This is a genomic window from Pseudomonas kairouanensis (assembly GCF_004682055.1).
Lineage (GTDB): Bacteria > Pseudomonadota > Gammaproteobacteria > Pseudomonadales > Pseudomonadaceae > Aquipseudomonas > Aquipseudomonas kairouanensis.
In genome coordinates, this window is record NZ_QUZU01000038.1 from 42,526 (window position 1) to 68,393 (window position 25,868).

Annotated in this window: 23 protein-coding genes; 6 read left to right on the forward strand and 17 right to left on the reverse strand. The window is 61.5% G+C overall.

What is annotated here, in order from left to right; all coding sequences use genetic code 11:
• Positions 1 to 93: 93 nt before the first annotated feature.
• On the forward strand, positions 94 to 330 hold the full coding sequence (locus DYL59_RS24125; protein WP_135291428.1) for a DUF6124 family protein: 237 nt from the start codon (positions 94 to 96) through the stop codon (positions 328 to 330).
• 78 nt (positions 331 to 408) lie between these two features.
• Here the strand turns inward: DYL59_RS24125 and DYL59_RS24130 are convergent, their stop codons facing one another.
• From DYL59_RS24130 to cbiE, 4 genes are all read right to left on the reverse strand, one after another.
• A complete protein-coding gene (locus DYL59_RS24130; RefSeq protein ID WP_135291429.1) occupies positions 409 to 897 on the reverse strand; it encodes a PIN domain-containing protein in 489 nt (162 codons plus the stop codon).
• On the reverse strand, positions 894 to 1,172 hold the full coding sequence (locus DYL59_RS24135; protein WP_135291430.1) for a hypothetical protein: 279 nt from the start codon (positions 1,170 to 1,172) through the stop codon (positions 894 to 896). Before DYL59_RS24135 ends, DYL59_RS24130 begins: the two co-directional genes overlap by 4 nt.
• Before the next feature lie 125 nt (positions 1,173 to 1,297).
• Positions 1,298 to 2,023, reverse strand: a complete 726-nt coding sequence (locus DYL59_RS24140; RefSeq protein WP_135291431.1) for a cobalt-precorrin-6A reductase — start codon at positions 2,021 to 2,023, stop codon at positions 1,298 to 1,300.
• The gene (gene cbiE / locus DYL59_RS24145; RefSeq protein ID WP_135291432.1) at positions 2,020 to 3,225 is read right to left on the reverse strand and encodes a precorrin-6y C5,15-methyltransferase (decarboxylating) subunit CbiE; all 1,206 of its coding nucleotides are present in this window, start codon (positions 3,223 to 3,225) and stop codon (positions 2,020 to 2,022) included. Before cbiE ends, DYL59_RS24140 begins: the two co-directional genes overlap by 4 nt.
• Before the next feature lie 38 nt (positions 3,226 to 3,263).
• On the opposite strand from cbiE, the gene cobG reads away from it, so the two are divergent.
• From cobG to DYL59_RS24170, 5 genes are all read left to right on the forward strand, one after another.
• Complete coding sequence (gene cobG, locus DYL59_RS24150; protein WP_135291433.1) at positions 3,264 to 4,610, forward strand: precorrin-3B synthase; 1,347 nt, start codon at positions 3,264 to 3,266, stop codon at positions 4,608 to 4,610.
• Positions 4,603 to 5,229 carry a precorrin-8X methylmutase gene (locus DYL59_RS24155; RefSeq protein ID WP_135291434.1) on the forward strand — a complete coding sequence of 209 codons (627 nt, stop codon included), beginning with the start codon at positions 4,603 to 4,605 and terminating at the stop codon, positions 5,227 to 5,229. Before cobG ends, DYL59_RS24155 begins: the two co-directional genes overlap by 8 nt.
• Positions 5,229 to 5,960: a precorrin-2 C(20)-methyltransferase gene (locus DYL59_RS24160; protein ID WP_135291435.1), complete on the forward strand. Its 732-nt coding sequence runs from the start codon at positions 5,229 to 5,231 to the stop codon at positions 5,958 to 5,960. Before DYL59_RS24155 ends, DYL59_RS24160 begins: the two co-directional genes overlap by 1 nt.
• On the forward strand, positions 5,960 to 7,597 hold the full coding sequence (cobJ, locus tag DYL59_RS24165) for a precorrin-3B C(17)-methyltransferase (RefSeq protein WP_135291436.1): 1,638 nt from the start codon (positions 5,960 to 5,962) through the stop codon (positions 7,595 to 7,597). The genes DYL59_RS24160 and cobJ overlap by 1 nt, the downstream gene beginning before the upstream one ends.
• A gap of 227 nt (positions 7,598 to 7,824) precedes the next feature.
• Positions 7,825 to 8,604 carry a hypothetical protein gene (locus DYL59_RS24170; protein ID WP_135291437.1) on the forward strand — a complete coding sequence of 260 codons (780 nt, stop codon included), beginning with the start codon at positions 7,825 to 7,827 and terminating at the stop codon, positions 8,602 to 8,604.
• Here DYL59_RS24170 and DYL59_RS24175 read toward each other — a convergent pair.
• From DYL59_RS24175 to DYL59_RS24240, 13 genes are all read right to left on the reverse strand, one after another.
• Entirely contained in the window at positions 8,601 to 9,197 is a 597-nt protein-coding gene (locus DYL59_RS24175; RefSeq protein ID WP_017738529.1) for a MarC family protein, read from the reverse strand. The two genes, DYL59_RS24170 and DYL59_RS24175, sit on opposite strands and share 4 nt — an antisense overlap.
• A 163-nt stretch (positions 9,198 to 9,360) precedes the next feature.
• Positions 9,361 to 12,132, reverse strand: coding sequence for a hybrid sensor histidine kinase/response regulator (locus DYL59_RS24180; RefSeq protein ID WP_135291438.1), 2,772 nt, complete (start codon positions 12,130 to 12,132; stop codon positions 9,361 to 9,363).
• A 114-nt stretch (positions 12,133 to 12,246) separates the two neighbouring features.
• Positions 12,247 to 13,539 carry a phosphoribosylamine--glycine ligase gene (gene purD / locus DYL59_RS24185; protein WP_135291439.1) on the reverse strand — a complete coding sequence of 431 codons (1,293 nt, stop codon included), beginning with the start codon at positions 13,537 to 13,539 and terminating at the stop codon, positions 12,247 to 12,249.
• 150 nt (positions 13,540 to 13,689) lie between these two features.
• Positions 13,690 to 15,297: a bifunctional phosphoribosylaminoimidazolecarboxamide formyltransferase/IMP cyclohydrolase gene (gene purH, locus DYL59_RS24195; protein WP_135291440.1), complete on the reverse strand. Its 1,608-nt coding sequence runs from the start codon at positions 15,295 to 15,297 to the stop codon at positions 13,690 to 13,692.
• A gap of 82 nt (positions 15,298 to 15,379) precedes the next feature.
• Complete coding sequence (gene fis / locus DYL59_RS24200) at positions 15,380 to 15,700, reverse strand: DNA-binding transcriptional regulator Fis (protein ID WP_002555375.1); 321 nt, start codon at positions 15,698 to 15,700, stop codon at positions 15,380 to 15,382.
• Positions 15,697 to 16,710 carry a tRNA dihydrouridine synthase DusB gene (gene dusB, locus DYL59_RS24205; protein WP_135291441.1) on the reverse strand — a complete coding sequence of 338 codons (1,014 nt, stop codon included), beginning with the start codon at positions 16,708 to 16,710 and terminating at the stop codon, positions 15,697 to 15,699. The genes fis and dusB overlap by 4 nt, the downstream gene beginning before the upstream one ends.
• A gap of 185 nt (positions 16,711 to 16,895) precedes the next feature.
• Positions 16,896 to 18,137, reverse strand: a complete 1,242-nt coding sequence (locus DYL59_RS24210) for a DUF3426 domain-containing protein (protein ID WP_135291442.1) — start codon at positions 18,135 to 18,137, stop codon at positions 16,896 to 16,898.
• A gap of 30 nt (positions 18,138 to 18,167) precedes the next feature.
• Complete coding sequence (gene prmA, locus DYL59_RS24215; RefSeq protein ID WP_135291443.1) at positions 18,168 to 19,046, reverse strand: 50S ribosomal protein L11 methyltransferase; 879 nt, start codon at positions 19,044 to 19,046, stop codon at positions 18,168 to 18,170.
• Between the two features lie 293 nt (positions 19,047 to 19,339).
• Positions 19,340 to 20,701 (reverse strand): acetyl-CoA carboxylase biotin carboxylase subunit, encoded by a 1,362-nt coding sequence (gene accC / locus DYL59_RS24220; RefSeq protein ID WP_135291444.1) that lies wholly within the window; start codon positions 20,699 to 20,701, stop codon positions 19,340 to 19,342.
• A 17-nt stretch (positions 20,702 to 20,718) separates the two neighbouring features.
• Positions 20,719 to 21,180 (reverse strand): acetyl-CoA carboxylase biotin carboxyl carrier protein, encoded by a 462-nt coding sequence (accB, locus tag DYL59_RS24225; protein WP_122718896.1) that lies wholly within the window; start codon positions 21,178 to 21,180, stop codon positions 20,719 to 20,721.
• 24 nt (positions 21,181 to 21,204) lie between these two features.
• A complete protein-coding gene (aroQ, locus tag DYL59_RS24230) occupies positions 21,205 to 21,660 on the reverse strand; it encodes a type II 3-dehydroquinate dehydratase (protein WP_056860456.1) in 456 nt (151 codons plus the stop codon).
• Positions 21,661 to 21,957: 297 nt separating this feature from the next.
• A complete protein-coding gene (locus tag DYL59_RS24235) occupies positions 21,958 to 23,919 on the reverse strand; it encodes a methyl-accepting chemotaxis protein (protein ID WP_135291445.1) in 1,962 nt (653 codons plus the stop codon).
• Positions 23,920 to 23,972: 53 nt separating this feature from the next.
• A complete protein-coding gene (locus DYL59_RS24240; RefSeq protein WP_135291446.1) occupies positions 23,973 to 25,643 on the reverse strand; it encodes a response regulator in 1,671 nt (556 codons plus the stop codon).
• Positions 25,644 to 25,868 lie beyond the last annotated feature (225 nt).

Genomic DNA, 25,868 nt, shown 5'->3' on the forward strand with positions numbered 1-25,868 from the left:
CTCTAGTCTCCGTGCACCGCTACAAACGCAGTGGTCGGGCGTCGCGGCCCGCAAGCATTAAGGCGCCTCTACTTTTTCTCACGGAGCGTCACCATGAGTGAATCAACCCTTAACTCTAAAGCCCCCATCCGGCTATTCACCGTAACCGACGGCATCAGCACCGAAGACTTGCTAATCAACCTCAGCGAAACCCTCGCCTCGGCCAATGCATTGAGCTGTGATCTTGCGTTTAACCTGGAAAGTTCGAAACGAGAGGAATTGCTAGGCGTTGCGCAGTTGATTGAGCTGGCGCAGTTGCTGGCTGATCGTGTGTACAAAGCCGCAGGGTAGTCGACGATGGCAGCGGGTTAACAGTCTGATGGCCGATCGTTCCTACGCCGATGTGTGGGAACGATCATGCGACAGGTTTCATACGTCCCAGCTTGCTTCCCGAATATGATTGAAGTTGACGACATCTACGCCATGCTGGTGAGCAAACCCTGCAACTCTTAGGTCATCCGTCAAAACCAGATAGTTATCTTTTGCCGTACAGATAATACCTACGTCGGTAAGGCCGTAGGGTGATAATTCATAATCACGACTTATACCTTGGGCTGGGCAATGAATCTCAATTATCGTTGATAGTGATTGTTTTAATGTTTCATAGAAGTCGTGCAGTTTTCTCCCGTAAAGCCCGTTTGTCAGGTTGCTGACTTCTGCGAGGATATGAGGCGTGGAAATAAGTTTTTCAAATTGATCAATGATGTTGAGCAGAAGTCTGTAATCTTCATTGCTGTAGACTCTTGTTCTTTTGAACTCCATGATGCTGGATGTGCCGCCTATCAATGCCAGAAGCAGCAGATTGGTGTCGACTATGATTCCTTTTTTGCGATATTGCTTTATATAGGCATCCATCATACTTCGCGGATCTTCATGGCGCGGAACTCACCAGTCTCCGAGTCGATAATGAATGTTTTATACTTTCTTGAATGTATTTGCCCTGCCAAAACCGCGCCCAGGCGTTCATATTTATAAGCGGTGGGGTCGTTGAATCCAAGTGTTATTGCCCACGTTTTTTTGTCTGGGCTTAATTCAACTTCTTCAAGCATCAGATCTTGTAGCGTGGTCTCTTGCCCGAGAAAATCGTTTGCCGCTGTCTTGGCAACTTTCACCGCTTCTTTGACTTCTATCATGTCGGCTCCTGAGCAGCGTTGAGTTGGGTTTGAAGTATTGCTGGAGTGTAGCACTTCATGTTGTGGATTCATTGCCGCCTCTTTATTAACAATTAGAGTTGATAGAGCTGGCGGATGATCCTGATCTATCGAGTGAAATCTGCCAATGCATCGATTGTTTCTGCGAGCGACAAAAGCTCTCGATCCACCGCCGCCAACCCCGGCCGCTTCAACACCAACACCGGCACCTCACGTTCGCGCGCCACTTCCAGCTTCGGCTCCGTCGCGGTGCTGCCACTGTTCTTGCTGATCAGCACATCAATGCCACGGCGCTCGAATAGCGCACGCTCATCCTCGATCAAAAACGGCCCCCGTGCGCCAATCACTTCGCACCGCTTATTGCCCGGATACACATCCAATGCGCGCAGTGTCCAGAATTGCTCCGACGGGATTTCATCCAAGTGCTGCAACGGCTCACGCCCCAACGTGAACAACGGGCGCTTGAACGGTTTGAGCGCTTCTATCAACTCAGCCCAATCGCTGACTTCGCGCCAGTCATCCCCGACCTGCGGCTGCCACGCCGGTCGGCGCAGCGCCCAACAAGGCACGCCGCTCAACCGTGCAGCCTCGGCCGCGTTGCGACTGATCTGCGCCGCGTACGGGTGGGTCGCGTCGAGAATCAGGCTGATCCCCTCATCCCGAACAAACTGCGCCAGGCCCTCAGCCCCACCGTAACCACCGACCCGCACTTGGCAGATCAGGTCAGTCGGCACCCGTCCAACCCCGGCCAGGCTGTAGATATGTTCCGGGCCCAGGGTGCGGGCGATGGCCAGTGCTTCGGTCACGCCACCCAGCAGCAGGATGCGTTTCATAGCGGCTTGACCACTTCCAGTAAGGTGATCGGCAACGCTTGCCGCCAGGTATCGAACGCCCCCAACGCTTGCGCCTGGGCAACGTGGATGCGGGTCAGTTCGCCGCCATGCTGGGCGCGCCAGTTCATCAAGGTCATTTCGCTTTGCAGGGTCACAGCGTTGGCGACCAATCGGCCGCCCGGCCGCAGGTGTTGCCAACAGGTCTCGAGCACGCCGTCGCGGGTGACGCCACCGCCAATGAAGATGGCGTCCGGGGCTTCCAGGCCTTGCAGGGCAGCCGGGGCTTTGCCGCGGATCAGTTGCAGACCGGGCACGCCGAGGACGTCGCGGTTGTGTTCGATCAGGCCTTGGCGGCCTTCGTCGGCTTCAATCGCCAGGGCGCGGCAGCTGGGGTGGGTGCGCATCCATTCGATGCCGATGGAGCCGCTGCCCGCGCCCACGTCCCACAGCAGTTCGCCGGGCATGGGGGCGAGGCGGGCCAGGGTCATGGCGCGTACATCGCGTTTGGTCAGTTGGCCGTCGTGTTTGAAGGCCGAGTCGGGCAGGCCGCCAACACGGGAAAACCGTGGAGTATTCGCATCCGCCAGGCAGTCGATGGCGAGCAGGTTCAAATCGGCCACCGAGGCGTGTTCCCAGCACTGGGCTAGCCCGTCGATACGCTTTTCTTCCGCGCCGCCCAGGTGTTCAAACACACTCAAGCGGCTTGGCCCAAACCCGCATTCAGCCAACATCGCCGCAATCAAGGCCGGACTGCGCCCGTCGTTGCTCAACACCAACAGCCGTACGCCACTGGCCAGATGCGCATTCAGCGCCGCCAATGGCCGGGCGACTACAGACAGTGTCACCACCTCCTGCAACGGCCAGCCCAACCGCGCCGCTGCCAGCGACACCGACGAAGGCGCCGGCAATATCAACAGCTCATCCGCCCCCACCTGCCGCGCCAAACTGGCGCCCACGCCATAAAACATCGGATCACCGCTGGCCAGCACACACACAGGCTCACCACGCCGCGCCAACACCGGTTCCAGCGAAAACGGGCTGGGCCACAACGCCCGCTCGCCACGAATACACACCGGCAACAGGTCCAACTGGCGCTGAGCACCTATAATGCGCGTGGCGCGCAACAAGGCATGCCGGGCATTTTTGCCCAGCCCCTTGAAGCCGTCTTCACCGATGCCTACAACCGTCAGCCAGGGCGACATAAAGATTCCTTGAACGACATCCGACGGGCAGGCTTTTCATGCCGCCGGACAAAGCAGGCATAATACCGCGCCTTTACCCGTCAACCGGTAGCCCTGTGAACCCAACGCCCGCTGTGAATACCTTGCGCCCCTCGGCTTGTCCGGGGTTGCTGCGTATTGTCCAGGCGTTGGACGGCGGCATTTGCCGGATCAAACTGGCCGGTGGTTCCATCACCGCACAGCAGGCCCATGCGGTGGCGGATGCGGCCCAGGCCTACGCGGGCGGGGTGATCGAGGCGACCAACCGTGCCAACCTGCAGATTCGCGGCATTGGCACTGAAGAGAACGCATTGATTGCGATGTTGCTGGCGGCTGACCTGGGCCCCAACAACGCTGCCGGTGACGATGTACGCAACCTGATGCTCAGCCCCAGCGCCGGCATCGACCCACAGATGCTGTTCGACACACGGCCGCTGGCCGAGCAGATCCTCAATACCCTGCAAAGCCACCCGCGCTTCCATGAGTTGTCGGCCAAGTTCGCCGTGCAATTGGATGGCGGCGAAGACCTGGCGATGCTCGAACATCACCATGACCTGTGGCTGTCGGCGTTTGTGCGAGACGGCCAGACGCTGCTTGCGTTCGGGCTTGCCGGTTGCCCAGGGCTGGATGCGCCAATCGCCGCCGTGCCGCTGGAGCAGGGCCACGCACTGGTGGTGGCCGTGCTGGAGGCGTTTCTCGACCTCGCCACGCCAGAGCAGACCCGTATGCGTCATCTGGCTGTGGATAAGTTATTGAGCCATCTCAGCCTGCCGTTGCTGCCGCCGGATGGCTTCAAACGCCCGCCCAGCGGCGCCTTGCTGCACCTCGGCACTTATCCACAGGCGCAAAAAAATCAGTTTTACGTAGCCGCCATCGCCCCCTTGGGCCGCCTGGATTCGACGATGCTCAAAGGCGCCGCACAACTGGCCAGCGACTATGGCGACGGCACCCTGCGTTTCACTCCCTGGCAGGGCGTGTTGCTGCCCTACGTCGAAAAGCCCCACGTCGTGACCGAGCGCCTGGCGCAGCTTGGTTTTCTGTGTTCAGTCGATCAGCCCCTGGCGCACATGACTGCGTGCACGGGTTCCAGCGGCTGTGGCAAAGCATTGGCCGACACCAAGGCCGACGCCGTGCAACTGGCCGCGCTGCATCCGGGCCATGACGTGCACCTGTCCGGCTGCCCGCGCTCCTGCGCCGCTGCACACACCGCGCCCGTCACCTTGCTGGCGGTGAGCCCCGGCCACTACGACCTCTATTTTCGCGATGCAGCCCACCCAGGCTTTGGCCGGCTGCACGCGCACGCCCTTTCTATTGAAGCGACGGGCGCCTTGCTGCGCGCCCGCCCACGGAGCAACACCGATGATTGATTACATCCGCGACGGTCAGGAGATCTATCGCAACTCCTTCGCCATTATTCGCGCGGAAGCCAAGTTGGACCGTATCCCGGCTGACCTGGAAAAACTCGCGGTGCGGGTGATTCATGCCTGCGGCATGGTCGAGGCCATCGATGGCCTGCAATTCTCCGAAGGTGCAGGTAAAGCCGGGCGTGATGCGCTGGCCGCTGGCGCGCCGATTCTGTGCGATGCGCGGATGGTCTCCGAAGGCGTGACCCGTGCGCGCCTGCCGGCCAATAACGAGGTGATCTGCACCCTGCGCGACGACAGCGTGCCGGAACTGGCGCGGGAGTTGGGCAACACCCGTTCCGCCGCCGCCCTGGAACTGTGGCGTCCGCACCTGGAAGGCAGCGTGGTGGTGATCGGCAACGCGCCAACCGCCTTGTTCTACCTGTTGGAAATGATTGACGCAGGCGCGCCGAAACCGGCGTTGATCCTCGGGTTCCCAGTGGGTTTTGTCGGCGCCGCCGAATCCAAGGCAATGCTGGCTGCCGACAGCTGTGGCGTGCCATTCGTGATCATGCAGGGCCGCCTGGGCGGCAGTGCGATGGCCGCTGCGGCGGTCAACGCCCTGGCCACGGAGGTCGAATAATGCCGGCTCGCGGACGTTTGATCGGCCTGGGCGTCGGCCCCGGCGACCCGGAACTGATCACCCTCAAGGCGCTGCGCCTGCTGCGTGAATCGCCCGTGGTGGCGTACTTCGTGGCCAAGGGCAAAAAGGGCAACGCCTTCGGCATCATCGAAGACCACCTGGTGCCACAGCAGACCCTGATGCCGCTGGTGTACCCGGTGACCACCGAAGTGCTGCCGGCGCCGATGTCGTATGAGCAAGTGATCAGCGATTTCTACGACGCGGCGGCGGTCGACGTGGCAGCGCACCTGGATGCCGGTCGCGATGTGGCGGTGATCTGCGAAGGCGACCCGTTCTTCTACGGCTCCTACATGTACCTGCACGACCGCCTCGCCGAGCGCTACCAGGCACAGGTCATCCCTGGCGTGTGTTCGATGCTCGGTGGCGCCTCGGTGCTGGGCGCGCCGCTGGTGTATCGCAACCAGAGCCTGTCGGTGCTCTCGGGCGTGTTGCCCCATGACGACCTCAAACGCCGCCTGGCCGATGCTGACGCGGCGGTGATCATGAAGCTGGGGCGCAACTTCCCCAAGGTGCGCCAGGTGCTGGAAGAACTCGGTTTGGCCGGGCGCGCGCTGTATGTGGAGCGCGCCACCATGGCCAACCAGAAGATCGTGCCGCTGGACCAGGTGGACCCTTCGTCGTCGCCGTACTTCTCGCTGATCATCGTGCCCGGTGAACGGTGGCAAGGTTGATGAGCCCGGCGATTGTCATTTTGGGCCAGGGCAGCCTGGCCACTGCGCGCAAGATCCAGCAGGTTTACCCCGGCGCGCTGATCCATGGCCTGGCCGGACGGGTTGAGGGCGCCGACCTGGCCTACAGCGAGTTCGGCTCAACCCTGCGTCAGCTTTATCAACAAGGCACGCCGCTGGTGGCCCTGTGCGCTGCCGGTATCGTCATCCGTACCCTTGCGCCGTTGTTGCTGGAGAAAGGCGAAGAGCCTGCCGTGCTGGCCGTGGCCGAAGACGGCAGTGCCGTGGTGCCGTTGCTCGGTGGCCTGGGCGGTGTAAACGTCATGGCGCGTGAGATCGGCGCGGCATTGAATGTTGCCGCTGCGATCACCACCAGTGGGGAACTGCGTTTCGGCACTTGCCTGCTCAACCCGCCAAGCGGCTATGAGCTGGCCGACCTGGAGCTGGGCAAGCGCTTCGTTTCCGATCTGCTGGCTGGCGAACCTGTGCGTATCGAAGGCGCTGCACCGTGGCTGGACCAGGCCCATTTGCCCCAGGATCAACAGGCACGCCTGGCGATTCATGTGGGCAGTGCCGAGCGCCTGCCTGCGGCCAATGAACTGGTGATCTACCCGAAAAACGTCAGCGTAACCTGCAAGCCCGGCGAGCGGTTGGCCGAGCGAATTCGCGGCGCGTTGCACGAGGCGGGGATTGCGGTGCAAGCCCTGGCGTGCCTGCTGGCCTGCGATACGCAGATGGCCGAGGCGTCGTTGCATGACGCCGCGTTGGAACTGGGTGTGCCGCTGCGTTTTACCCGCATCAGTCAGCAGGCCGATATCGTCATCGACGTGGCCGAACAGCCACTGGACCTGTCTCAAGTCGGCCGTTTGCGTGGCCGTCTCGCCGTTATCGGCCTGGGCCCTGGCGCCGCCGAGTTGATGGTACCGGCGGTGAAGGCCGAACTGGCGCGCTGCACCGACGTGCTGGGCTATGAAACCTACGTGCGCATGGCCGGCCCGTTCCGGGACGATCAAGTGCAGCACTGCACCGATAACCGCGAAGAAATGCAGCGTGCGCGCCACGCGTTTGAGCTGGCTGCCCAAGGGCGTTCGGTGGTGGTGGTGTCGTCCGGCGACCCTGGCGTATTTGCCATGGCCGCTGCGGTGATCGAGGCGTTGCACGAGTCCAGCGACCCGGCCTGGCATCAGGTCGACCTGGAAATCCTGCCGGGGGTGTCGGCCTCGCTGGCCACCGCCGCCCAGGCTGGCGCGCCGTTGGGGCATGACTTCTGCGTGATGTCGCTGTCGGACAACCTCAAGCCCTGGTCGATCATCGAGAAACGCCTGGACCTCGCGTCCCAGGCCGACCTGGCATTGGCGTTCTACAACCCCATCTCCCGCTCGCGGCCTTGGCAATTGGGGCGCGCGCTGGAAATCGTTGCGCAGCACCGCACGCCTGCCACACCGGTAGTGCTGGGCCGTGATATCGGCCGCCCCGGCCAGACGCTGCGCACCACCACCCTGGGGCAACTGACGCCCGATCAGGTGGACATGCGCACCATGGTGCTGATTGGCTCATCCACCACCTGCGTGTTCCCGCGTGCCGGTGGCGGTGAGTGGGTGTACACGCCGCGCTGGTATGGCGAAAAACCACCGAGCTGAAAACGGCTTGGCAGTCGTCTGAAAGCTCCGAATGACACTGGGTGATTACCCACTGTTATTCGGGGCTTTTTCTTTTTTTGTCGAAGACGTTCACCGCAGCCCCGTGATCGCTGCGCAGCGTGTTCCACGCCACTGCTCTGAGGCATGTTTGTGGCATGGAAAGCCCGTTGGCAGCTGGACTAGTGTGAGAGCAAGCCCCACGTTGGGGTGCTTGTGGAGAACGGGAAATGGAGCGACATCACAAAAGGATCATCAGTGCCAAGCGGCGAAAACTGATTGCCGCCTACAAGCTGCCGGGGTCGCCAGTGATCACCCCGGCCGTGCCGGTGGACATCGAGGATGACTGCAACGCCGCCGTGGTGAACAACGGGGTCATCTCGTTTGTAGAAGGCATGTCGGCGTTGAACCGCGAATACATTCGTAAAAGCTACTTGCTCGCCAGTAGCTATGTGAGCGATGTATTGAAGGTTCAGCGCGGCACCGAAGGCTGGTACGACGAATTTATCAAGGTGATGGTCAGCCTGGGCTGGCTACCGCTGCGCAGCAGCTTTGAGCGGGTCTCAAGCGCTGGCAAGGGGCTGACGGTCCAGTGGGCAGCGCTGAACATGATTGCGGGCATGCTGGCCTCGACTGCGCTGGCGGGGCCACTGCTCAATGTGCTGCCCAAGCTGGCAGCCGATGCGCTGGAAGCGCTCAAGCAGCAACCGGCATCGTTCGAGTTGTTCAAGCGCAATTGCACGGTGCATCAGGGCGGCGATTTCGGTTTGGCGTCCTGCGCCGAAACCGCAGGCGAAGTGACGATGGTGCTGGTGACTTACAGCTCCCAGGAGGTGAGCAAGCAGGTGGGTGTGCCATTCCTGGAGTGGGACAGTTCATCGGTCGAGGCATTCAGCGGGCAGACGTGCCTTGTGCTCAACACCTCGGTGGTCAATGAAAAAACCATCCAACTGATGCGCGAGAGCGCAGGTGACAAAGTGCAGCTGGCAATCGCCAAATACCGGATCTAGGGCACCAGGTAGCCACGCACCCCGGTGAAGATGATTTGCGCGGCGAGGGCACACACGAACAGGCCCATCAACCGACTGACAATCTGCAAGCCCTGGTCGCCGAGAATACGTTCGATGCGGTTGGACAAATACAGCACCACGCCCACCGTGAGGCTGGCCAGGGCGATGCTGAGGATGGCGGTGAGCTTGTCATCCCAATGGGGCTGGCTCACGCCCATCACCAGCAGCGCACCGATGGTGCCTGGGCCGACGGTGAGGGGAATGGTCAGCGGCACGATGGTTACGTCCTGCTGCACATTGTCGCTTTGCACTGCCGACTTGCCCTGGGCCATGCCCAGGGCGGAGATGAACAGCACACTGCCGGCGCCAATGCGGAAGGCATCCACGGTGATGCCGAACACACTGAAAATCACCCGGCCGAACAGGTAAAGCAGCACGCTCGACACCAGCGTCGCCAACGCCACCTTCCACGCCAGGCGCCGTCGCTCTTTGTTGGAGTAGCCACGGGTCAGGCTGATAAAGCAGGACAGCACGAAGAACGGGCTGTAGAGCACCAGCATTTTCAGGTAGACGCTGAATAACACGTGGAGCATGAGGGCGGCTCGCGGCAGGGAAGGTGTATCGAGTCTATCAGGCGAAAGAGATCAAATGTGGGAGGGGGCTTGCCCCCGATTGCGGTCTGTCAGCTACAGATGTATTGGCTGACACACCGCTATCGGGGGCAAGCCCCCTCCCACATTTGACTGCATTTCAACGCTAGGAAGGGGCGTGCTCGGGGCGCTGTTGACGCTGCGCCACCCAAAACTCCACCAACTCGCGCAACTGCGACAACTCCACCGGCTTGGCCATATGCCCATCCATCCCGGCTTGCCGCGCACGCTCTTTGTGCTCCGACAGGATATGCGCCGTCAGCGCCACCACCGGTGTGCGAATCCGCTGGTGGCTGACCTCCCACGCCCGCAGTTGCTGGGTTGCCGAGAAGCCATCGAGGATCGGCATTTCGCAGTCCATCAACACCAGGTCGTAACGCTGGGCTTTCATCGCTTCCAGGGCTTCTTCGCCGTTGCTGGCGGTGTCCGGGTTGAGGTTGAGCTTGCCCAGCATGCCGCGAATCACTTTGGTGGAGATGCTGTTGTCTTCAGCCACCAAAATGCGGAAGTCCGCCGGTACGGTAACGGCCGCCGGTGCGCTGAGGGCCGGGCGTGGTGGTACGCCGCCTTTGCTGCGCTGGGCCAGTTCGTCGGCCAGGGTGGTCTTGAGCGTATAGCCGGCCACCGGTTTGGCGAGGATGCGCTTGATCCCGCAGTTGCGCGCGATGATCTTGCTTGGCGCGTTGCTGATGCCGGTGAGCATGATCAGCAGGATGTCGTGGTTCAGGCTAGGGTCTTCCTTGATCTTGGCCGCCAGTTGCATGCCAGTCATGCCGGGCATGTTCTGGTCCAGCAGCACCACGTCGAAGTAGTCGCGCAGGTGCGCCTTGGTGCGCAGCAACGCCAGGGCTTCCTTGCCCGATGGCACGGCGCTGACATTCAGGCCCCAGGCGCTGCATTGCTGCACCAGCACCTTGCGGCAGGTGTCGTTGTCGTCCACCACCAGTACACGGGCGTCCTTGAGTGGGCCGTCGAGGTCGCTGGTTGGGTGTTCCAGGCGTTCCGGGTCCAGCGGCAAGGTCAGCCACAAGGTGCTGCCCTGATGGCTGCCGCTCTTGATGCCGAACTCGCCGTTCATCAACAGGATCAGCTGGCGGGCGATGACCAGGCCCAGGTGGCCGCTCAGGCGGGTGGCCGAGAGGAAGTTCTTGCTGTGCAGTTCGCTGTGCAGCAACGCGTCGCGCTCGGCGGCTTCCATCGGCAAGCCGCTGTCTTGCACGGCAATGCGCAGGCGCGGCTTGGTGCTGCGGTCATCCAGGGCAACCACGATCAGCACTTCGCCTTCGTCGGTTTTTTGCAGGGCGTTCTCCAACAGGCTCAACATGGCCTGGCGCAGACGGGTTGGGTCGCCACTGATGACGCGGGGTACCTGGGGCTGGATAAAGCTGATCAGCTCGACATTCTGCTGCTCGGCCTTGGCGCGGTAGATACTCAGGCAGTCGTCGATGAGCGCATTGAGGTCGAACTGCACGTCGTCCAGTTCGATCTGCCCGGATTCGAGCTTGGAGATATCGAGTATTTCATTGATCAACGTGAGCAGTTCATTGCCGGCGCTGTGGATGGTTTGTACATAGTCCCGTTGTTTCACCGACAAAGGCGTACCCAGCAACAGTTCGGTCATGCCCAGCACGCCGTTCATGGGGGTGCGGATTTCGTGGCTGATCTTGGCCAGGAACTCAGCCTTGGCGGCGATTTCGGCATTGCTGGCGGCCAGGTCGCGGCTGAGGCTGAAGCGTGCCTCCACAATTGCCCGCTGGCGTTCGCCCAGGGCCAGGCTCATCAATAGGCCGCTGAGGCAGATAAAGCCGAGCAGGGTCAGGATCAAGCCTTGGGGCGCCAACAGCGTGAGGCCTAGTAATGCAGGCAGGATGATCAGCGTGCCGATGTTGAACACCACCATCGCCGCCACGAACAAACGCGCCGGGCGGTAGCCTTTTTGCCAGTGATAGCCCGACACGAACAGCATGCTCAAGCCGGCCAGCGCCACCAGGGCATAGGTGATGATGTTCAGCGGCAGGGTGTTGACGAACAGCAGCAACAGGCCGCACAGCACGATAAACAGGATATCGGCCATCAGCAGCTTGTTCAGTGGGTGCGGCCCCAGGGGCATGAAGAAGCGATAGGCAAACATCAGCCCGCACGGCGCGGTCAGCAGCAGTGCCAGGTACGCGCCCGGTGTCTGGATTGCATGCCAGTTGGGCAGCCACGGGCCCACCAGGTTAAGCAGCAGCGCCAGGCTCAGCATCAACAGGGCTTCGCAGGCCGCCAGCCATAGGCTGCTGCGGGAGCGGTGGTAGGCAAAGCGTGTGAGGTTGTGCAGGATCAGCATCAGCAGGCAGCCGAACAACAGGCCGTAGATCAGCGTTTGGGTCTGGTTGGCGGCGGCGAGGACGGCCGGTTCCAGGGTGATATACGGGCGCAGTTCGTGTTCGGAGACCAGGCGCAGGTAGACCTCAAGGGGTTTCTGGCTCTGGGGCATCGGCAGCATGAAATCGCTGCTGGGCAGGGGGCGTTCAGCCTGGGGCTGGCGCGTGCCGGTGCTCTGCTGTTCCACCAGGGTGTCGCCATCGAGTACATAGAGGCTCAGGTGGGACAGGTCCGGGGCGAATACCCGCAGGATCTGTTCGTGTTTGCCCGGTTGCAGCTTGAAGCGTACCCACAACGCACCGTCCGGCGCGGCGGCGGTGATCCGGTCCAGTTCGATGGGGCTGAATTGATTGGTGTAGCGCGAGGAACGGATGTCGCTCAGTTGCAGGTCGGCCTGTTCATCAAGCAATACTGCCCAGCCACTGCCTTGCGCGGCGGCCTGGGCCGGGAACAGGCAGAGCAGCGTCAGCAGACTGACAGTAAAACCTATGGCGATCCTGAGCCAGCGCACGGCGAAATCCCTTCGTAGGTTGATGCACGGGGTTAACTATGCGCGGCAGGCCTTTATACGGCAAGGGCCACAGGCCCTTGCCTAACCGAACGGATAGCTACTGACAGCCGCTGCTTACTGGTTCTCGCCTCGTTCACGGGCGATGGCGCGGTAGCCGATGTCGTTGCGGTAGAAACAGCCGTTCCAGTCGATTTTCGCGGCCAGCTTGTACGCCTGTTGTTGCGCGGCGTCGACACTGGTGCCCATGGCGGTAGCGCACAGTACGCGGCCACCTGCGGTTACGACCTTGCCATCCTTGAGCGCGGTGCCCGCATGGAACACCTTGCCTTCCAGCGTAGCAGCCGCGTCCAGGCCTTCAATCACGTCGCCCTTGGCGTAGTCGGCAGGGTAACCGCCGGCCGCCAGCACAACGCCGACGCTTGGGCGCGGGTCCCACTGTGCTTCAACCTTGTCCAGGGCCTGGGCCAGGGCGGCTTCTACCAGCAACACCAGGCTCGACTGCAGGCGCAGCATCACCGGTTGGGTTTCCGGGTCGCCGAAGCGGCAGTTGAACTCGATAACCTTCGGGTTACCGGCTTTGTCGATCATCAGGCCGGCGTACAGGAAACCGGTGTACACATTGCCTTCAGCGGCCATGCCACGCACGGTTGGCCAGATCACCAGGTCCATCACGCGTTTGTGCACGTCTGCCGTCACCACTGGGGCAGGGGAGTAAGCCCCCATGCCGCCGGTATTCGGACCAGTGTCGGCGTCGCCGACGCGTTTGTGGTCTTGGCTGGTGGCCATCGGCAGCACGTTCTTGCCGTCGACCATCACGATAAAGCTGGCTTCTTCGCCGTCGAGGAACTCTTCGATGACAACGCGCGAACCGGCATCACCAAAGGCGTTACCGGCGAGCATGTCGCGTACGGCGTCTTCGGCTTCCTGCAGGGTCATGGCAACGATCACGCCTTTACCGGCGGCCAGGCCATCGGCCTTGATCACGATCGGCGCACCTTTTTCACGCAGGTAAGCCAGGGCCGGCTCGATCTCGGTGAAGTTCTGGTAATCGGCGGTAGGGATCTTGTGGCGTGCCAGGAAGTCCTTGGTGAAGGCCTTGGAGCCTTCCAGTTGGGCAGCACCAGCGGTTGGGCCGAAGCAGTCCAGGTTGCGGCTGCGGAACAGGTCCACGACGCCAGCAACCAATGGCACTTCCGGGCCGACGATGGTCAGCGAGACATTTTTTTCAGCAAAGTCGGCCAGTTGCTCAAGGGCCAGCACGTCGATAGCAACGTTCTCGCACTTGGCTTCAATGGCGGTGCCGGCGTTGCCGGGGGCGACGAAAACCTTTTGGACGCGTGGGTCCTGGGCAACTTTCCAGGCCAGGGCGTGTTCACGGCCACCGCTGCCAATGATCAAAACATTCATTTCAAAAACCTCTGAGAAACGCTGTGCTTTTCTGTAGGAGCGAGCTTGCTCGCGAAATTCGTCAACGATAAAGGGGGAAACCTGACACCCCCCATCGTCCTCAAGTTCTTCGCGAGCAAGCTCGCTCCTACCGGTGAAAAGCGGTGCTGTTTAGTGGCGGAAGTGGCGCATGCCAGTGAAGACCATGGCGATGCCGGCTTCGTCGGCAGCAGCAATCACCTCGGCGTCACGCATCGAACCACCCGGTTGGATCACGGCGGTCACACCGGCCTTGGCGGCGTTGTCCAGGCCGTCACGGAACGGGAAGAACGCATCGGAAGCCATCACCGAACCTACAACCTGCAGACCGGCGTATTCAGCCTTGATCGCGGCGATGCGCGCCGAGTTCACGCGGCTCATCTGGCCAGCGCCAACACCGATGGTCTGGCGGTTCTTGGCGTAGACGATGGCGTTGGATTTAACGTATTTGGCCACTTTCCAGGCAAAGATCAGGTCGTTGATCTCTTGCTCGGTCGGGGCGCGCTTGGTCACGACCTTGAGGTCTTCGCTGCCGATCATGCCGATGTCGCGGCTCTGAACCAGCAAGCCGCCGTTGACGCGCTTGTAGTCCCACGCAGCCGCGCGGTCAGCCGACCACTCGCCACAGGCCAGCAGGCGCACGTTGGCTTTGGCGGCCACGATGGCCCGGGCTTCTTCGCTCACGGACGGGGCGATGATCACTTCCACGAACTGACGCTCGACGATCGCCTTGGCGGTCTCGGCATCCAGCTCACGGTTGAAGGCGATGATGCCGCCGAACGCCGACTCGGTGTCGGTGGCGTAGGCCAGTTCGTACGCCTGGCGGATACCGCCTTCAGCGTCCGGGCTGACGGCCACGCCGCACGGGTTGGCGTGCTTGACGATCACACAGGCTGGCTTGACGAAGCTCTTCACACATTCCAGCGCGGCGTCGGTGTCGGCCACGTTGTTGTAGGACAGTTCCTTGCCTTGCAGCTGGGTCGCGGTGGCGATGCCCACTTCGGCAGGCTTGGCTTCCACGTAGAACGCCGCGCTCTGGTGCGGGTTCTCACCGTAGCGCATTTCCTGGGCCTTGATGAACTGGCTGTTGAAGGTGCGCGGGAACTGGCTGCGGCCTTCAGTGCTCAGGGTTTCAGCGGCCTGGTTAACAGTGCCCATGTAGTTGGCGATCATGCCGTCGTAGGCGGCGGTGTGTTCGAACGCCTTGAGCATCAGGTCGAAACGCTGGGCGTAGGTCAGGCCACCGGCCTTGAGGCCTTCCAGTACGCTGGCGTAGTCACTGGCGTTAACCACGATGGCCACGTCTTTGTGGTTCTTGGCTGCCGAGCGAACCATGGTCGGGCCGCCGATATCGATGTTTTCGATGGCGGTCGGCAGGTCGCAGCCTGGCTTGTTGATGGTGGCTTCGAACGGGTAGAGGTTGACGGCCACCAGGTCGATCGGCTTGATGCCGTGCTCGGCCATGATTGCGTCGTCGGTGCCGCGACGGCCGAGGATGCCGCCGTGGATTTTCGGGTGCAGGGTCTTGACCCGACCGTCCATCATTTCTGCGAAACCGGTGTAGTCCGCCACTTCCACTGCGGCCACGCCGTTGTCCTGCAGCAGTTTGAAGGTCCCGCCCGTGGAGAGGATTTCCACGCCCAGGGCTTCCAGCTCCCGGGCAAATTCGAGGATGCCGGTCTTGTCGGAAACGCTGATCAAGGCGCGGCGGATCGGCAGGCGGGTAGTCTGGTCGGTCATTTCAATTTCCATCAAAAGCAAAGGAGTCAGCAAAAAAGGCGACCGTTTTTTACGCGGGCGCCTTTCTGGTTTGATTGAATGCTTACAACAAATCGTACTGCTTGAGCTTTTTGCGCAAGGTGCCACGGTTGAGGCCCAAGAGCTCACTGGCTTTGGTCTGGTTGCCCTTGACGTAGTTCATCACGCTTTCGAGCAAGGGTGCCTCGACTTCGGAGAGCACCAGGTTGTACACGTCCGTGACGGAAGCGCCCTCTAGGTGGGCGAAATAATTGTGCAGCGCCTTCTCGACACTCCCGCGAAGGGTCTGGCCTTCTTCGCTTGGCGTGTTGAGGTGCTGTTTCAAATTGACGTTGTCGCTCACGGGTGTTGTTCCACTCACTAAAGTCTCGGTCATCATCGTCATGCGGCCACCCCCTCTGCATCCCCTGCTTTCAGGCTCTTGTCTCGTTCGGCAAAGAACTCACGAACGGCGGTGACCTGTGCTTGCGTTTCATCCAAACGATTGAACCCGGCGCGAAACTCCCTGGCGCCCGGCAGGGTTGCGAGATACCAACCCACATGCTTGCGAGCAATGCGCACGCCCATCACGTCTCCATAGAAGGTGTGAAGGGCAGCCAGATGCTCTAGCAGAATACGTTCCACCTCGATCAACTCCGGTGCCGGCAAGACCTCGCCAGTACGCAAAAAGTGCTCGATCTCACGGAAAATCCACGGCCGCCCCTGGGCGGCCCGGCCAATCAACAAGCCATCGGCACCGGTTGCGTTGAGCACGCGCCGGGCTTTCTCGGCTGAATCGATGTCGCCATTGGCAAAGACCGGCATCGACACTGCCTGCTTGATCGCGGCAATGGTGTCGTACTCGGCTTCACCGGTATAAAGGTCGGCGCGGGTGCGGCCATGTACCGCCAGCGCTGTAATTCCTGCCTGTTCGGCGATCTTCGCCACCGTCAGGCCGTTCTTGTTGTCCCGGTCCCAACCGGTACGGATCTTCAGGGTCACCGGCACATCGACTGCGGCGACAACGGCCTGCAGGATCTCGGCAACCAACTGCTCATCTTTCAACAGGGCGGAACCGGCGGCCTTGTTGCAGACCTTCTTGGCCGGGCAGCCCATGTTGATGTCAATGATCTGCGCCCCCAGCTCCACATTGGCCCGGGCCGCATCCGCCAGCATCTGTGCATCACCACCGGCGATCTGTACCGAGCGGGGCTCGGGATCACCTTCGTGGATCATGCGCATCCGCGATTTGCGGGTGTTCCACAAGCTCATGTCGCTGGTGACCATTTCCGAGACTACAAGACCTGCGCCCAAACGCTTGCACAGCTGACGAAAGGGCTGGTCGGTGACGCCCGCCATAGGGGCGAGGATCAAGCCGTTGTGCAATGTATATGGGCCGATGCGTACCGCCGACATAGGACTTCCCTGTTGTGGGGCCGGATCATTAGAGTTCGAAAAAGGGTTGGCATGATACCCGCTCTCGATGACTGGATAAAGGCTGAATTGGATAAAATCTGAACAGTTATTTCTTTATCGCCGCCGGTTTGGTTGCGAGCCGCTCAGTCAAGAATCTGCCGTCAAACCTCAAGGCGTGAACCGTTTCACTCGGGGGAGTGGAAACTCAGGCTGTAATTCACGGCTTTATTGCCCGGATCGAGGATGTCCAGGGAGATGTGGATCGGCGTTTGCGAAGGCATTTCGCTCACGCCAGCCAGCTCGCCGCTGAGGTATTCGGCGGGCTTGAAGCGACGACTGGCGATCAGGCCGCCGTTCAGGTCGGCAAAACGCAGCTCCAGCAGCGGGAACGGCTGGGAGAAGGTCGCGCGGTTATAGATGATCGCGTCCACTACCAACGCACCGGCGAAGTCCGGATGGCTGCGCACCACCAGGTTGCTGCTCTTGATGTGGGCGATGTCTACCCGCGATGGCACGGTGCAGCCCAAGGTTGGGCACAGTTGCTGGAACCACGGGCGGTAGGCGTCCTGGCGGGCCAGGTCGTCGAACTGGTAGGCGATGTATTGGCCTGCCAGGCCTGCGGCGGCGAGCAGCACCAGCAGGATCCAGAGCAGGCGCCGGCCCAGGCTCGACGGGCGTTTTTGCGCGTAGAGGTGCAGCGGGTCGTCTTCCAGGTCCTGGAGCAGGTCATCGTGAACGCTGCTTTCGGCGCGCGGGCGCTTGCGGCGGGGCAGGGGATGCGCTTGGGGTTCGGCTACTTCAGCGGCGTGGGTCAGTGGCGTGAACGGCGGGTCGATGTCGTCGTCATCGTTGTGCGTGGTCTGCAGCGGCGGTTCGTCATCCAGGTCGTCCGTGTGAAACGACATGGACGGCTCGGTGCGCTGCCTGGTCGCAGGGGCGTTGGTCGGCTCAGGCTCATCTTCGACGGCCTGGGCGCGCTCCTGCGGCGGCTCGCTGAACAGGCTGGCGGCCCACTTTTCCTCTTCGGCCTTGGCCGTGTCGCGGCTGGCGCTGAGGGCATCGTCTTTTTGCCGACGGTCGGCGCCGGGTTGGCGACGTTCAGCACCAACCGGCAGCGTGTGCTGAATCTCGCGGCGTTCCAGCTTGGCCAGTTCTTCGTCCAGGTCCAGGCTGTCCAGGTCCAGCTCTTGGGCGGTCCACTGTTTCTGGCTGATTGCCCGTGGCGGCTCTGGCTCGGCGGCCTGCGGCAGTTCAGGCTCAGGCGTTGCCGTGCCGGCAGCACGTTGCTCCATCAACTGGCGCACCGCGTTGAAGACTTGCAGGCACGAGCCGCAGCGCACCACGCCACGGGCCACGTTCAATTGACCGTGGCTGACGCGAAAGCGTGTTTGGCAATGCGGGCACTGGGTGACGAAGCTGTCGCTCATGCGGCTATCCGATTCAGGCAAGCGCTCATTCTAGCGCCGACGACCGCTGATGCGTACCCAGCCATCGCGGTTGGCGATCGGGTCCAGTTCGAAATCCTTCGCGTAGGCCGCGGCCACGTCTTCACCCTGTTCGGCAAGGATGCCCGACAGGGCCAGCCGACCACCCGGCTTGACCAGGCTCGACAGCTGCGGCGCCAGGGAAACCAGCGGTCCGGCGAGGATATTGGCCACCAGCACATCGGCCTGCACCTGGGGCAGGTCCTCAGGCAGGTAGAGTGGGAACTTGCCTTCAGCAATATTGTTGCGCCCGGCATTATCGCGGGACGCTTCCAGGGCCTGCACGTCGATATCGGTGCCCACGGCCTCCTTGGCGCCCAGCAGCAGGGCGGCAATCGCCAGGATCCCCGAGCCGCAGCCGAAGTCCAGCACGTTGCTGTCGGTCAGGTCCTGGCCATCGAGCCATTCCAGGCACAGTGCGGTGGTGGGGTGGGTGCCGGTGCCGAACGCCAGGCCTGGGTCCAGCAGCAGGTTGACCGCATCCGGCTCAGGGGCGGCGTGCCAGCTCGGCACGATCCACAGGCGCTGGCCGAAACGCATCGGCTGGAAATTGTCCATCCAGCTGCGTTCCCAGTCCTGGTCTTCGATCACTTCGCTGTGATGCTCCGGCAGTGGGCCGCCGGTGAGCAGTTCCATATGGGCCAGCACGCTGGCGGCATCGGTGCCGTCTTCGAACAAGGCCAGCAGGTGGGTGTGGGACCACAGCGGGGTGGTATTGAGCTCGGGTTCGAAGATCGGCTGGTCTTCGGCGTCCATGAAGGTCACCGACACAGCGCCCACTTCGAGGAACGCGTCTTCATAGGTTTCGGCTTGTTCTGGGCTGATGGCGAGACGGACTTGCAGCCAAGGCATGGCGGGCACCTTTGAAAAAATTGAATGTGCAGCGGGGAGTGGCTGCGAAAGCGCGCAAGTTTACGCGAGCGCGCGTAATAACACGACTGTACTGACTGCACACCCATCAAGTGTGGGAGGGGGCTTGCCCCCGATTGCGGTCTGTCAGTGATGAATGTGTTGCCTGGCACACCGCTATCGGGGGCAAGTCGAATCGTCGCACCGCCCCTCCCACATTTGCCCTGTGTGAATCTTGAAAGAGGGGGGCCAGAAACAACAAAACCGCCCGAAGGCGGCTTTGTTGGGTGGAGCACTTACTGGTTGGCCAGCTTGTGTTCCAGGTAGTGAATGTTCACACCACCTTCGCAGAAGCCTTCATCACGAACCAGGTCCCGGTGCAGCGGGATGTTGGTCTTGATGCCGTCTACCACGATTTCGTCCAGGGCGTTACGCATGCGGGCCATGGCCTCATCACGAGTGGCGCCCCAGGTGATCAGCTTGCCGATCAGCGAGTCGTAGTTGGACGGAACCTTGTAGCCGCTGTACAGGTGCGAATCCACACGTACGCCGTTGCCGCCGGGCGCGTGGAAATGCTTGACCAGGCCAGGGCTTGGGATAAAGGTTTTCGGGTCTTCGGCGTTGATGCGGCACTCCAGGGAGTGGCCGTGCATCTTCACGTCGTCCTGGGTGAAGGACAGCGGGTTGCCTGCGGCGATGCTCAGCATCTCCTTGACGATGTCGATACCCGTGACCATCTCCGAAACCGGGTGCTCTACCTGCACACGAGTGTTCATCTCGATGAAGTAGAAACGGCCGTTCTCGTAGAGGAACTCAAAGGTACCGGCGCCACGGTAGTTGATGTCGATGCACGCCTTGACGCAACGAGCCAGTACTTCGGCGCGTGCTTTTTCGTCCAGGCCCGGTGCCGGCGCTTCTTCCAGTACCTTCTGGTGACGACGTTGCAGCGAGCAATCGCGGTCGCCCAGGTGGATGGCGTGGCCCTGGCCGTCGGACAGAACCTGCACTTCCACGTGACGTGGGTTGGTCAGGTACTTTTCCAGGTAGACCATCGGGTTGCCGAACCAGGCGCCCGCTTCGGAGCGAGTCTGCTTGGCGGCTTCGATCAGGTCTTCTTCCTTGTGTACAACACGCATACCGCGACCACCACCGCCACCGGCGGCCTTGATGATCACCGGGTAGCCCACTTCGCGACCAATGCGCAGAGCGGTTTCCTCGTCTTCCGGCAGCGGGCCGTCGGAGCCAGGAACGGTTGGTACGCCGGCGGCGATCATGGCGTCCTTGGCAGAAACCTTGTCGCCCATCAGGCGAATGGTTTCGGCTTTCGGGCCGATGAAGGCAAAGCCGGATTTTTCCACTTGTTCGGCGAAATCGGCGTTTTCCGCGAGGAAGCCGTAGCCAGGGTGGATGCCATCAGCGCCGGTCACTTCAGCGGCCGCGATGATGTTGGACACTTTCAGGTACGAGTTCGTGGCCAGTGGCGGGCCGATGCAGATGCTTTCGTCCGCCAGTTTCACGTGCATCAATTCAGTATCGGCCGTCGAGTAAACAGCGACGGTCTTGATGCCCTCTTCCTTACAGGCGCGCAGGATACGCAGCGCGATCTCGCCGCGGTTGGCGATCAGGACTTTTTGCAGTTTCTTCGCAGGTTTCAACATCGAAGGCGCTCCGCGGTTCAAACGATGGTGAACAGCGGCTGGTCGTACTCAACCGGCTGACCGTTTTCTACCAGGATGGATTCGATGACGCCGGCTTTTTCAGCGGTGATGTGGTTCATCATTTTCATCGCTTCAACGATGCAGATGGTGTCGCCCACTTTCACGGTGGCGCCAACTTCAACGAAGGCTGGCGAGGTCGGTGCCGGGGTACGGTAGAAAGTACCGACCATTGGCGACTTGACCACGAAGCCGTTCAGCACTGGCGCGGCTGGCGCAGCAGGTGCGGCAGCGGCAGCAGGAGCAGCGGCCGGGGCAGCAGCAGGCGCCGGTGCTTGCATCTGTGGTGCGTAGAACTGCTGGGCTGGGGTCTTGCTGTGGCGGCTGATCCGTACGGACTCTTCGCCTTCCTTGATTTCCAGCTCGTCGATACCGGATTCTTCCAGCAGCTCGATCAGTTTCTTAACTTTACGGATATCCATGAATCATCAACTCCCAAGGGTCGGTCAGGGGCGCTTGGCCGGTTGTTCAAGTTGTTCCAGGGCGGCCTCCAGGGCCAGTCGGTAACCGCTGGCGCCAAGGCCGCAGATCACGCCTACTGCTACATCGGAGAAGTAGGAGTGATGGCGGAAAGCTTCGCGTTTGTGCACGTTCGACAAATGCACTTCGATGAATGGGATGCTCACCGCCAGCAGCGCGTCACGTAATGCAACGCTTGTGTGCGTAAAAGCGGCGGGATTGATCAGGATAAAGTCCACGCCTTCGCCGCGCGCGGCATGGATGCGATCAATCAATTCGTACTCGGCGTTGCTTTGCAGGTAGAGCAGATGGTGGCCAGCTTCACGGGCCCGGCGTTCCAGATCGAGGTTGATCTGTTCCAGGGTGACTGCCCCGTAGACGCCCGGTTCACGGGTGCCGAGCAGGTTCAGGTTGGGTCCGTGCAGAACCAGAAAGGTCGCCATCGGCTGTTCCTTGTTGTTGATGTGGGTACGGCAGAACCCGGCGACTATGCCGCAAAGCCTTTGTGACTGTCCAGTTCTATGCAGTAGGCAGCACGATTAGCGAGGATAGCGCAAAATTTGTGACTAGGGCCTTGGATCCGGTCATTGGCAACACAGTCTTGAATCCATTGAGGATTAAATGTGGGAGGGGGCTTGCTCCCGATAGCAGTGTGTCAGTTACCTATATTGAGACTGATACACCGCTATCGGGGGCAAGCCCCCTCCCACATTTTGATCTTCACTTGGCACATGATTGAGCTAGACGCGGAAGGCTTGTACAGCCGTATTGAGCTGCCCACCCAGCACCAACAGATGCTCACCCTGGCTTCGGCCCTGACCAATCCTAAGCAAATTATCCTCACCCAACCGGTGAATCCGCTCACTGTTATCCCGAATCTCGCTCACCGCCCCACTCTGCTGCGCCGTCACATCGGCAATCCGCACGGCCGTGTCGGAAATGGTCTGGATCGCGCCGACGATTTCATCCAGCGCGCCATCGGCCGCCTGGGCCTGCTGGGCGGTGGCTTCAGCGTGCTCGACCTGGGCACGCATGCCTTCTACGGATTGATGGGCCGCGCTTTGCAGGCCGGCGATCAAGGTTTGGATCTCTGCCGTGGCGCCAGCGGTGCGCTGGGCCAGGGAGCGGACTTCGTCGGCCACCACCGCAAAACCGCGCCCGGCTTCACCGGCGCGGGCCGCTTCGATGGCCGCGTTGAGGGCCAGCAGGTTGGTCTGGTCGGCAATCGAGCGAATCACCGTGAGTACGCCGCCGATGGTGGCGGATTCTTCGGCGAGTTTCTCGATCATCTGCGCGTTTTGCTGCACTTCGCCCACCAACGCATGCAGCCCGGTCAGACTCAGGCCGATTACGCGCTGGCCCTGTTCCACGGCTTCCCCGGCGCTGCGGCTGGCGCCGGCGGCCTGGCTGGCATCGCCTGCCACTTGTTGAATGGTGGCTTCCAGTTCGCCCAGTGAGTCACGGATCTGCGCCGTGTCCCCCGCCTGGCGTTCGGCACCGTCGTGCAGGCCGCTGCTCAGTTCGGCCAGGGCGCGGCTGCTGCCGGCGACTTCTTCGGCATTGCCGCGAATGGTACCCACCAACGCCACCAGGTAAGCGCGCAGGCGGTTCAGCGAGGCTTCGATATCGTGCAGTTCGCGGTTGGTCTTGCCCAAGGCGATCGGCTGGCTGAAATCTCCTTCGGCCCAGGTCGACAGGGAGGGTGCCAGATTGGTCAGTACCCGCGCCAGGCGCCGTTGCAGGGTGTCGATCAGCAAGGCGATCAGCAGGATCAGGCCGATCATTACGCCCTGCATCACACGTACTTCGCCCTGAATCTGGCCGTGCTGGGCGCGCACCACCGGTTCCAGGCCAGCAATGGCGTGCTGCACGGCGTTGATTTTCAGGTGGGTGGCGCTGGCCAGGTCGGCCCGCTGTTGGATCTGCGCGCGGGTGCGCTTGAGTTCGGCGGGGTAGCGGGTGAGCAGGCTGTTGAGTTCGCGCTTGAGGTCGACGGCGGTGTCCTGGGTTTCGGCTTTTTCGCTGTTTTCCAGGCCCATCAAGGCGGAGAAATCATCGGCACTGGATTCGGCGCTGGCTTTTACGCCCAGTAGTGGCAGTTGTTCCAGCAGGTCGGCCTGGTTGCGGATATTGGCGACTTCACGTTCCACATCGTCAGCCAGCTCTGCACGGCCGCTGGTCACCAGCTTGTCGCGGGCCAGGGACAGTTTGCCCAGGTGTTGTGACGCGGCGAGCAAAGGCGGCAGGTAGCGCGCGGCGTCCGGGGTGTTCACGCCCAATGCGTACTGGCTCAGTTGCTCCAGGTTCGCGCCCAGTTCGCGCTCGGCTTGCAGCAGCAGGGCTTGCGGGTCGCCCGCCAGTTTGCCGGCGGCCAAGAGGTCGGTCTTGCTGAAGGTGTCCAGGTCCGCCAGGCTCGGGCGCAGGGTTTGCGCCAGGTCGGCGGGCAGCTCATCCAGGTGTTGCAGCAGGCTTTCCAGGCTTTGACTGGCGCTGCTCAAGCGCAGGGCGTCGCCGCTGGCCAGGTAGTCGTCGATATTGCGCGCGGCCTGGTTCTGAAAGGTTTGCGACAGGCCCAGGTAGCGCTCCATCAGCAGATACGGACGCTCCAGCGCCCGTTGCGACCACCAGAGTGTGGCCCCGAGTGCCAGGCACACGGCCACCAGTAGAAGGGTGTTGAGATTGGTCAGCAGCTTCAGGCGCATGCGGGGTTTCAACCGACAGCAAAAGATAAGTGCCTGAAGTTATTGCGTTTCCATTACAACGTTATGACCGAATCAGTGGAATCCGGTGAAAAGATGGCACTTTGCTTTGACGTGCGCGCGGCCTGCACGCGATTGCGTCCGGCATCCTTTGCGCGGTATAGCGCTTCGTCGGCCTGGGCTGCCATCATCAGGCTGTCGGAACCGTCGCACAGCTCCACCAGCCCTGCGCTGAAGGTGCACCACAGGTCCTGGGGTTGGGCCGGGTAGTGGATTTCAGCAAAGCGGCCGCGAATTTCATCCAGCACCTTGCAGGCCGATTCCAGGTCGGTGTCGGGCATCACAATGGCGAACTCTTCACCGCCATAGCGCCCGATAAAGTCGGTCTTGCGCAGGCGCTGCTTGAGAAACAGCGCCAGGCTCTTGATCACGCGATCGCCCATGGGGTGGCCGTGGCTGTCATTGACCCGTTTGAAGTGGTCGATGTCGAGCATGGCAAAGCTCAGCGGCTTGTTCTCGCGACGGGCGCGGAAGCTGCAGTCTTCGAGCAATTGCAGGATATGGGTGTGGTTGTACAGGCCGGTCAGGCTGTCGCGCACCATGCGTGCCTTGAGGTGGCGGGCGCGGGCAGCGCGGTTGCGCACAGTGGTGATCAGGTGGCGTGGCTTGATCGGCTTGGTGAGGAAGTCGTCGCCGCCTTCGCTCATGGCGTCCAGTTGCTTGTCCAGGTCGTCTTCGGCCGACAGGTAGATGATCGGCACGCTCACATAACGGTCGTTATGGCGGATCACCTTGGCCAGTTCGGTACCGGTACAGGCGGGCATATACATGTCGAGGATGATCAGGTCGGGCTGGAAGTCCGCCAGCTCGGCCATGGCCTGGATCGGTTCAATCAGGGTGCGGGTGACGATACCGGCACTGTTGAGCAGGCGTTCGGTGTGCAGCGCCTGGGCCCGCGAGTCGTCGATGATCAGCACCTTATAGGGTTCGTACTGGGCGACACAGGTGAGGACTTCGATCTTTTCCAGCAGGCTGGAGGCTTCCAGCGTACCCGTGAGGAACTCCTGGCCTCCGGCGCGTACGGCCGCCAGGCGGGTGGGGGTGTCGGTTTCGTGCAGGCTGAAAAACAGCAGCGGCAGCTTCTGCTCCAGGCCTTCCTGGGCTTCGGCGGCGAGTTTGAGGCCCAGGCCTGCGCCGCAAAAATCCACGTCCATCACAATGGCCGACGGCAAGCGCTCGGCCATGGAGGCGCGAAACGCCGCCACACTGTCCAGGGACTGGGCGCTCATGCCAAAGAATTCCAGCTGCTTGGCCAGGCGCTCGGCGCGGTCGTGATCGGCCAGCATCACGTAGATCGGCTTGCGCATCGGCGGCAGGAAGGTTTGCTCCAGCTGGTCGCCCTGGCGCAGGCCGGTGCGGGACAGGCGTTGCATCAAACGGTTGAGTTCGGTGATCAGTTGGCTGCTGAGGCGGCCACGATTTTCGTCCACCTGTTTGAGCGATTCACCGATATGTCGCGCCAGTTGGCCATGTTCGGGCTGTTCGAAACGCTCGGCAAAACGCAGTAGGCGCAGGTTGGCTTCGCTGAGTTCTGAGAGGTCGGCGGTGGACCATTCGCTGCGTTGCAGGCGTTGCCAGATCTCAAGAATTTGACGTGCCTGATGAATTACCCGCTGGGCAAAATGGTGCTTGAGACGCTCACGGCTGGGGTCTTCTGGCTCGGTCATATCCTGACTACTAGTTAGGGTGCATGCTGAGGTCGAACTGATGGCTCTATGCTAGCACCTCTTTTCCATAGGATTAGTGTCGTACGTCAATAAACTGCATGTCTGGGTTATTCAGTTATTGACCCGGTGGTCGCGCAGCGGAAAAAACGTGCATCCTTTATAGTCCAACCTCAGTGTCGTGCCCATTTCGTTATAAAAGCCGCCGCACCGGTAGCACGATTGGGG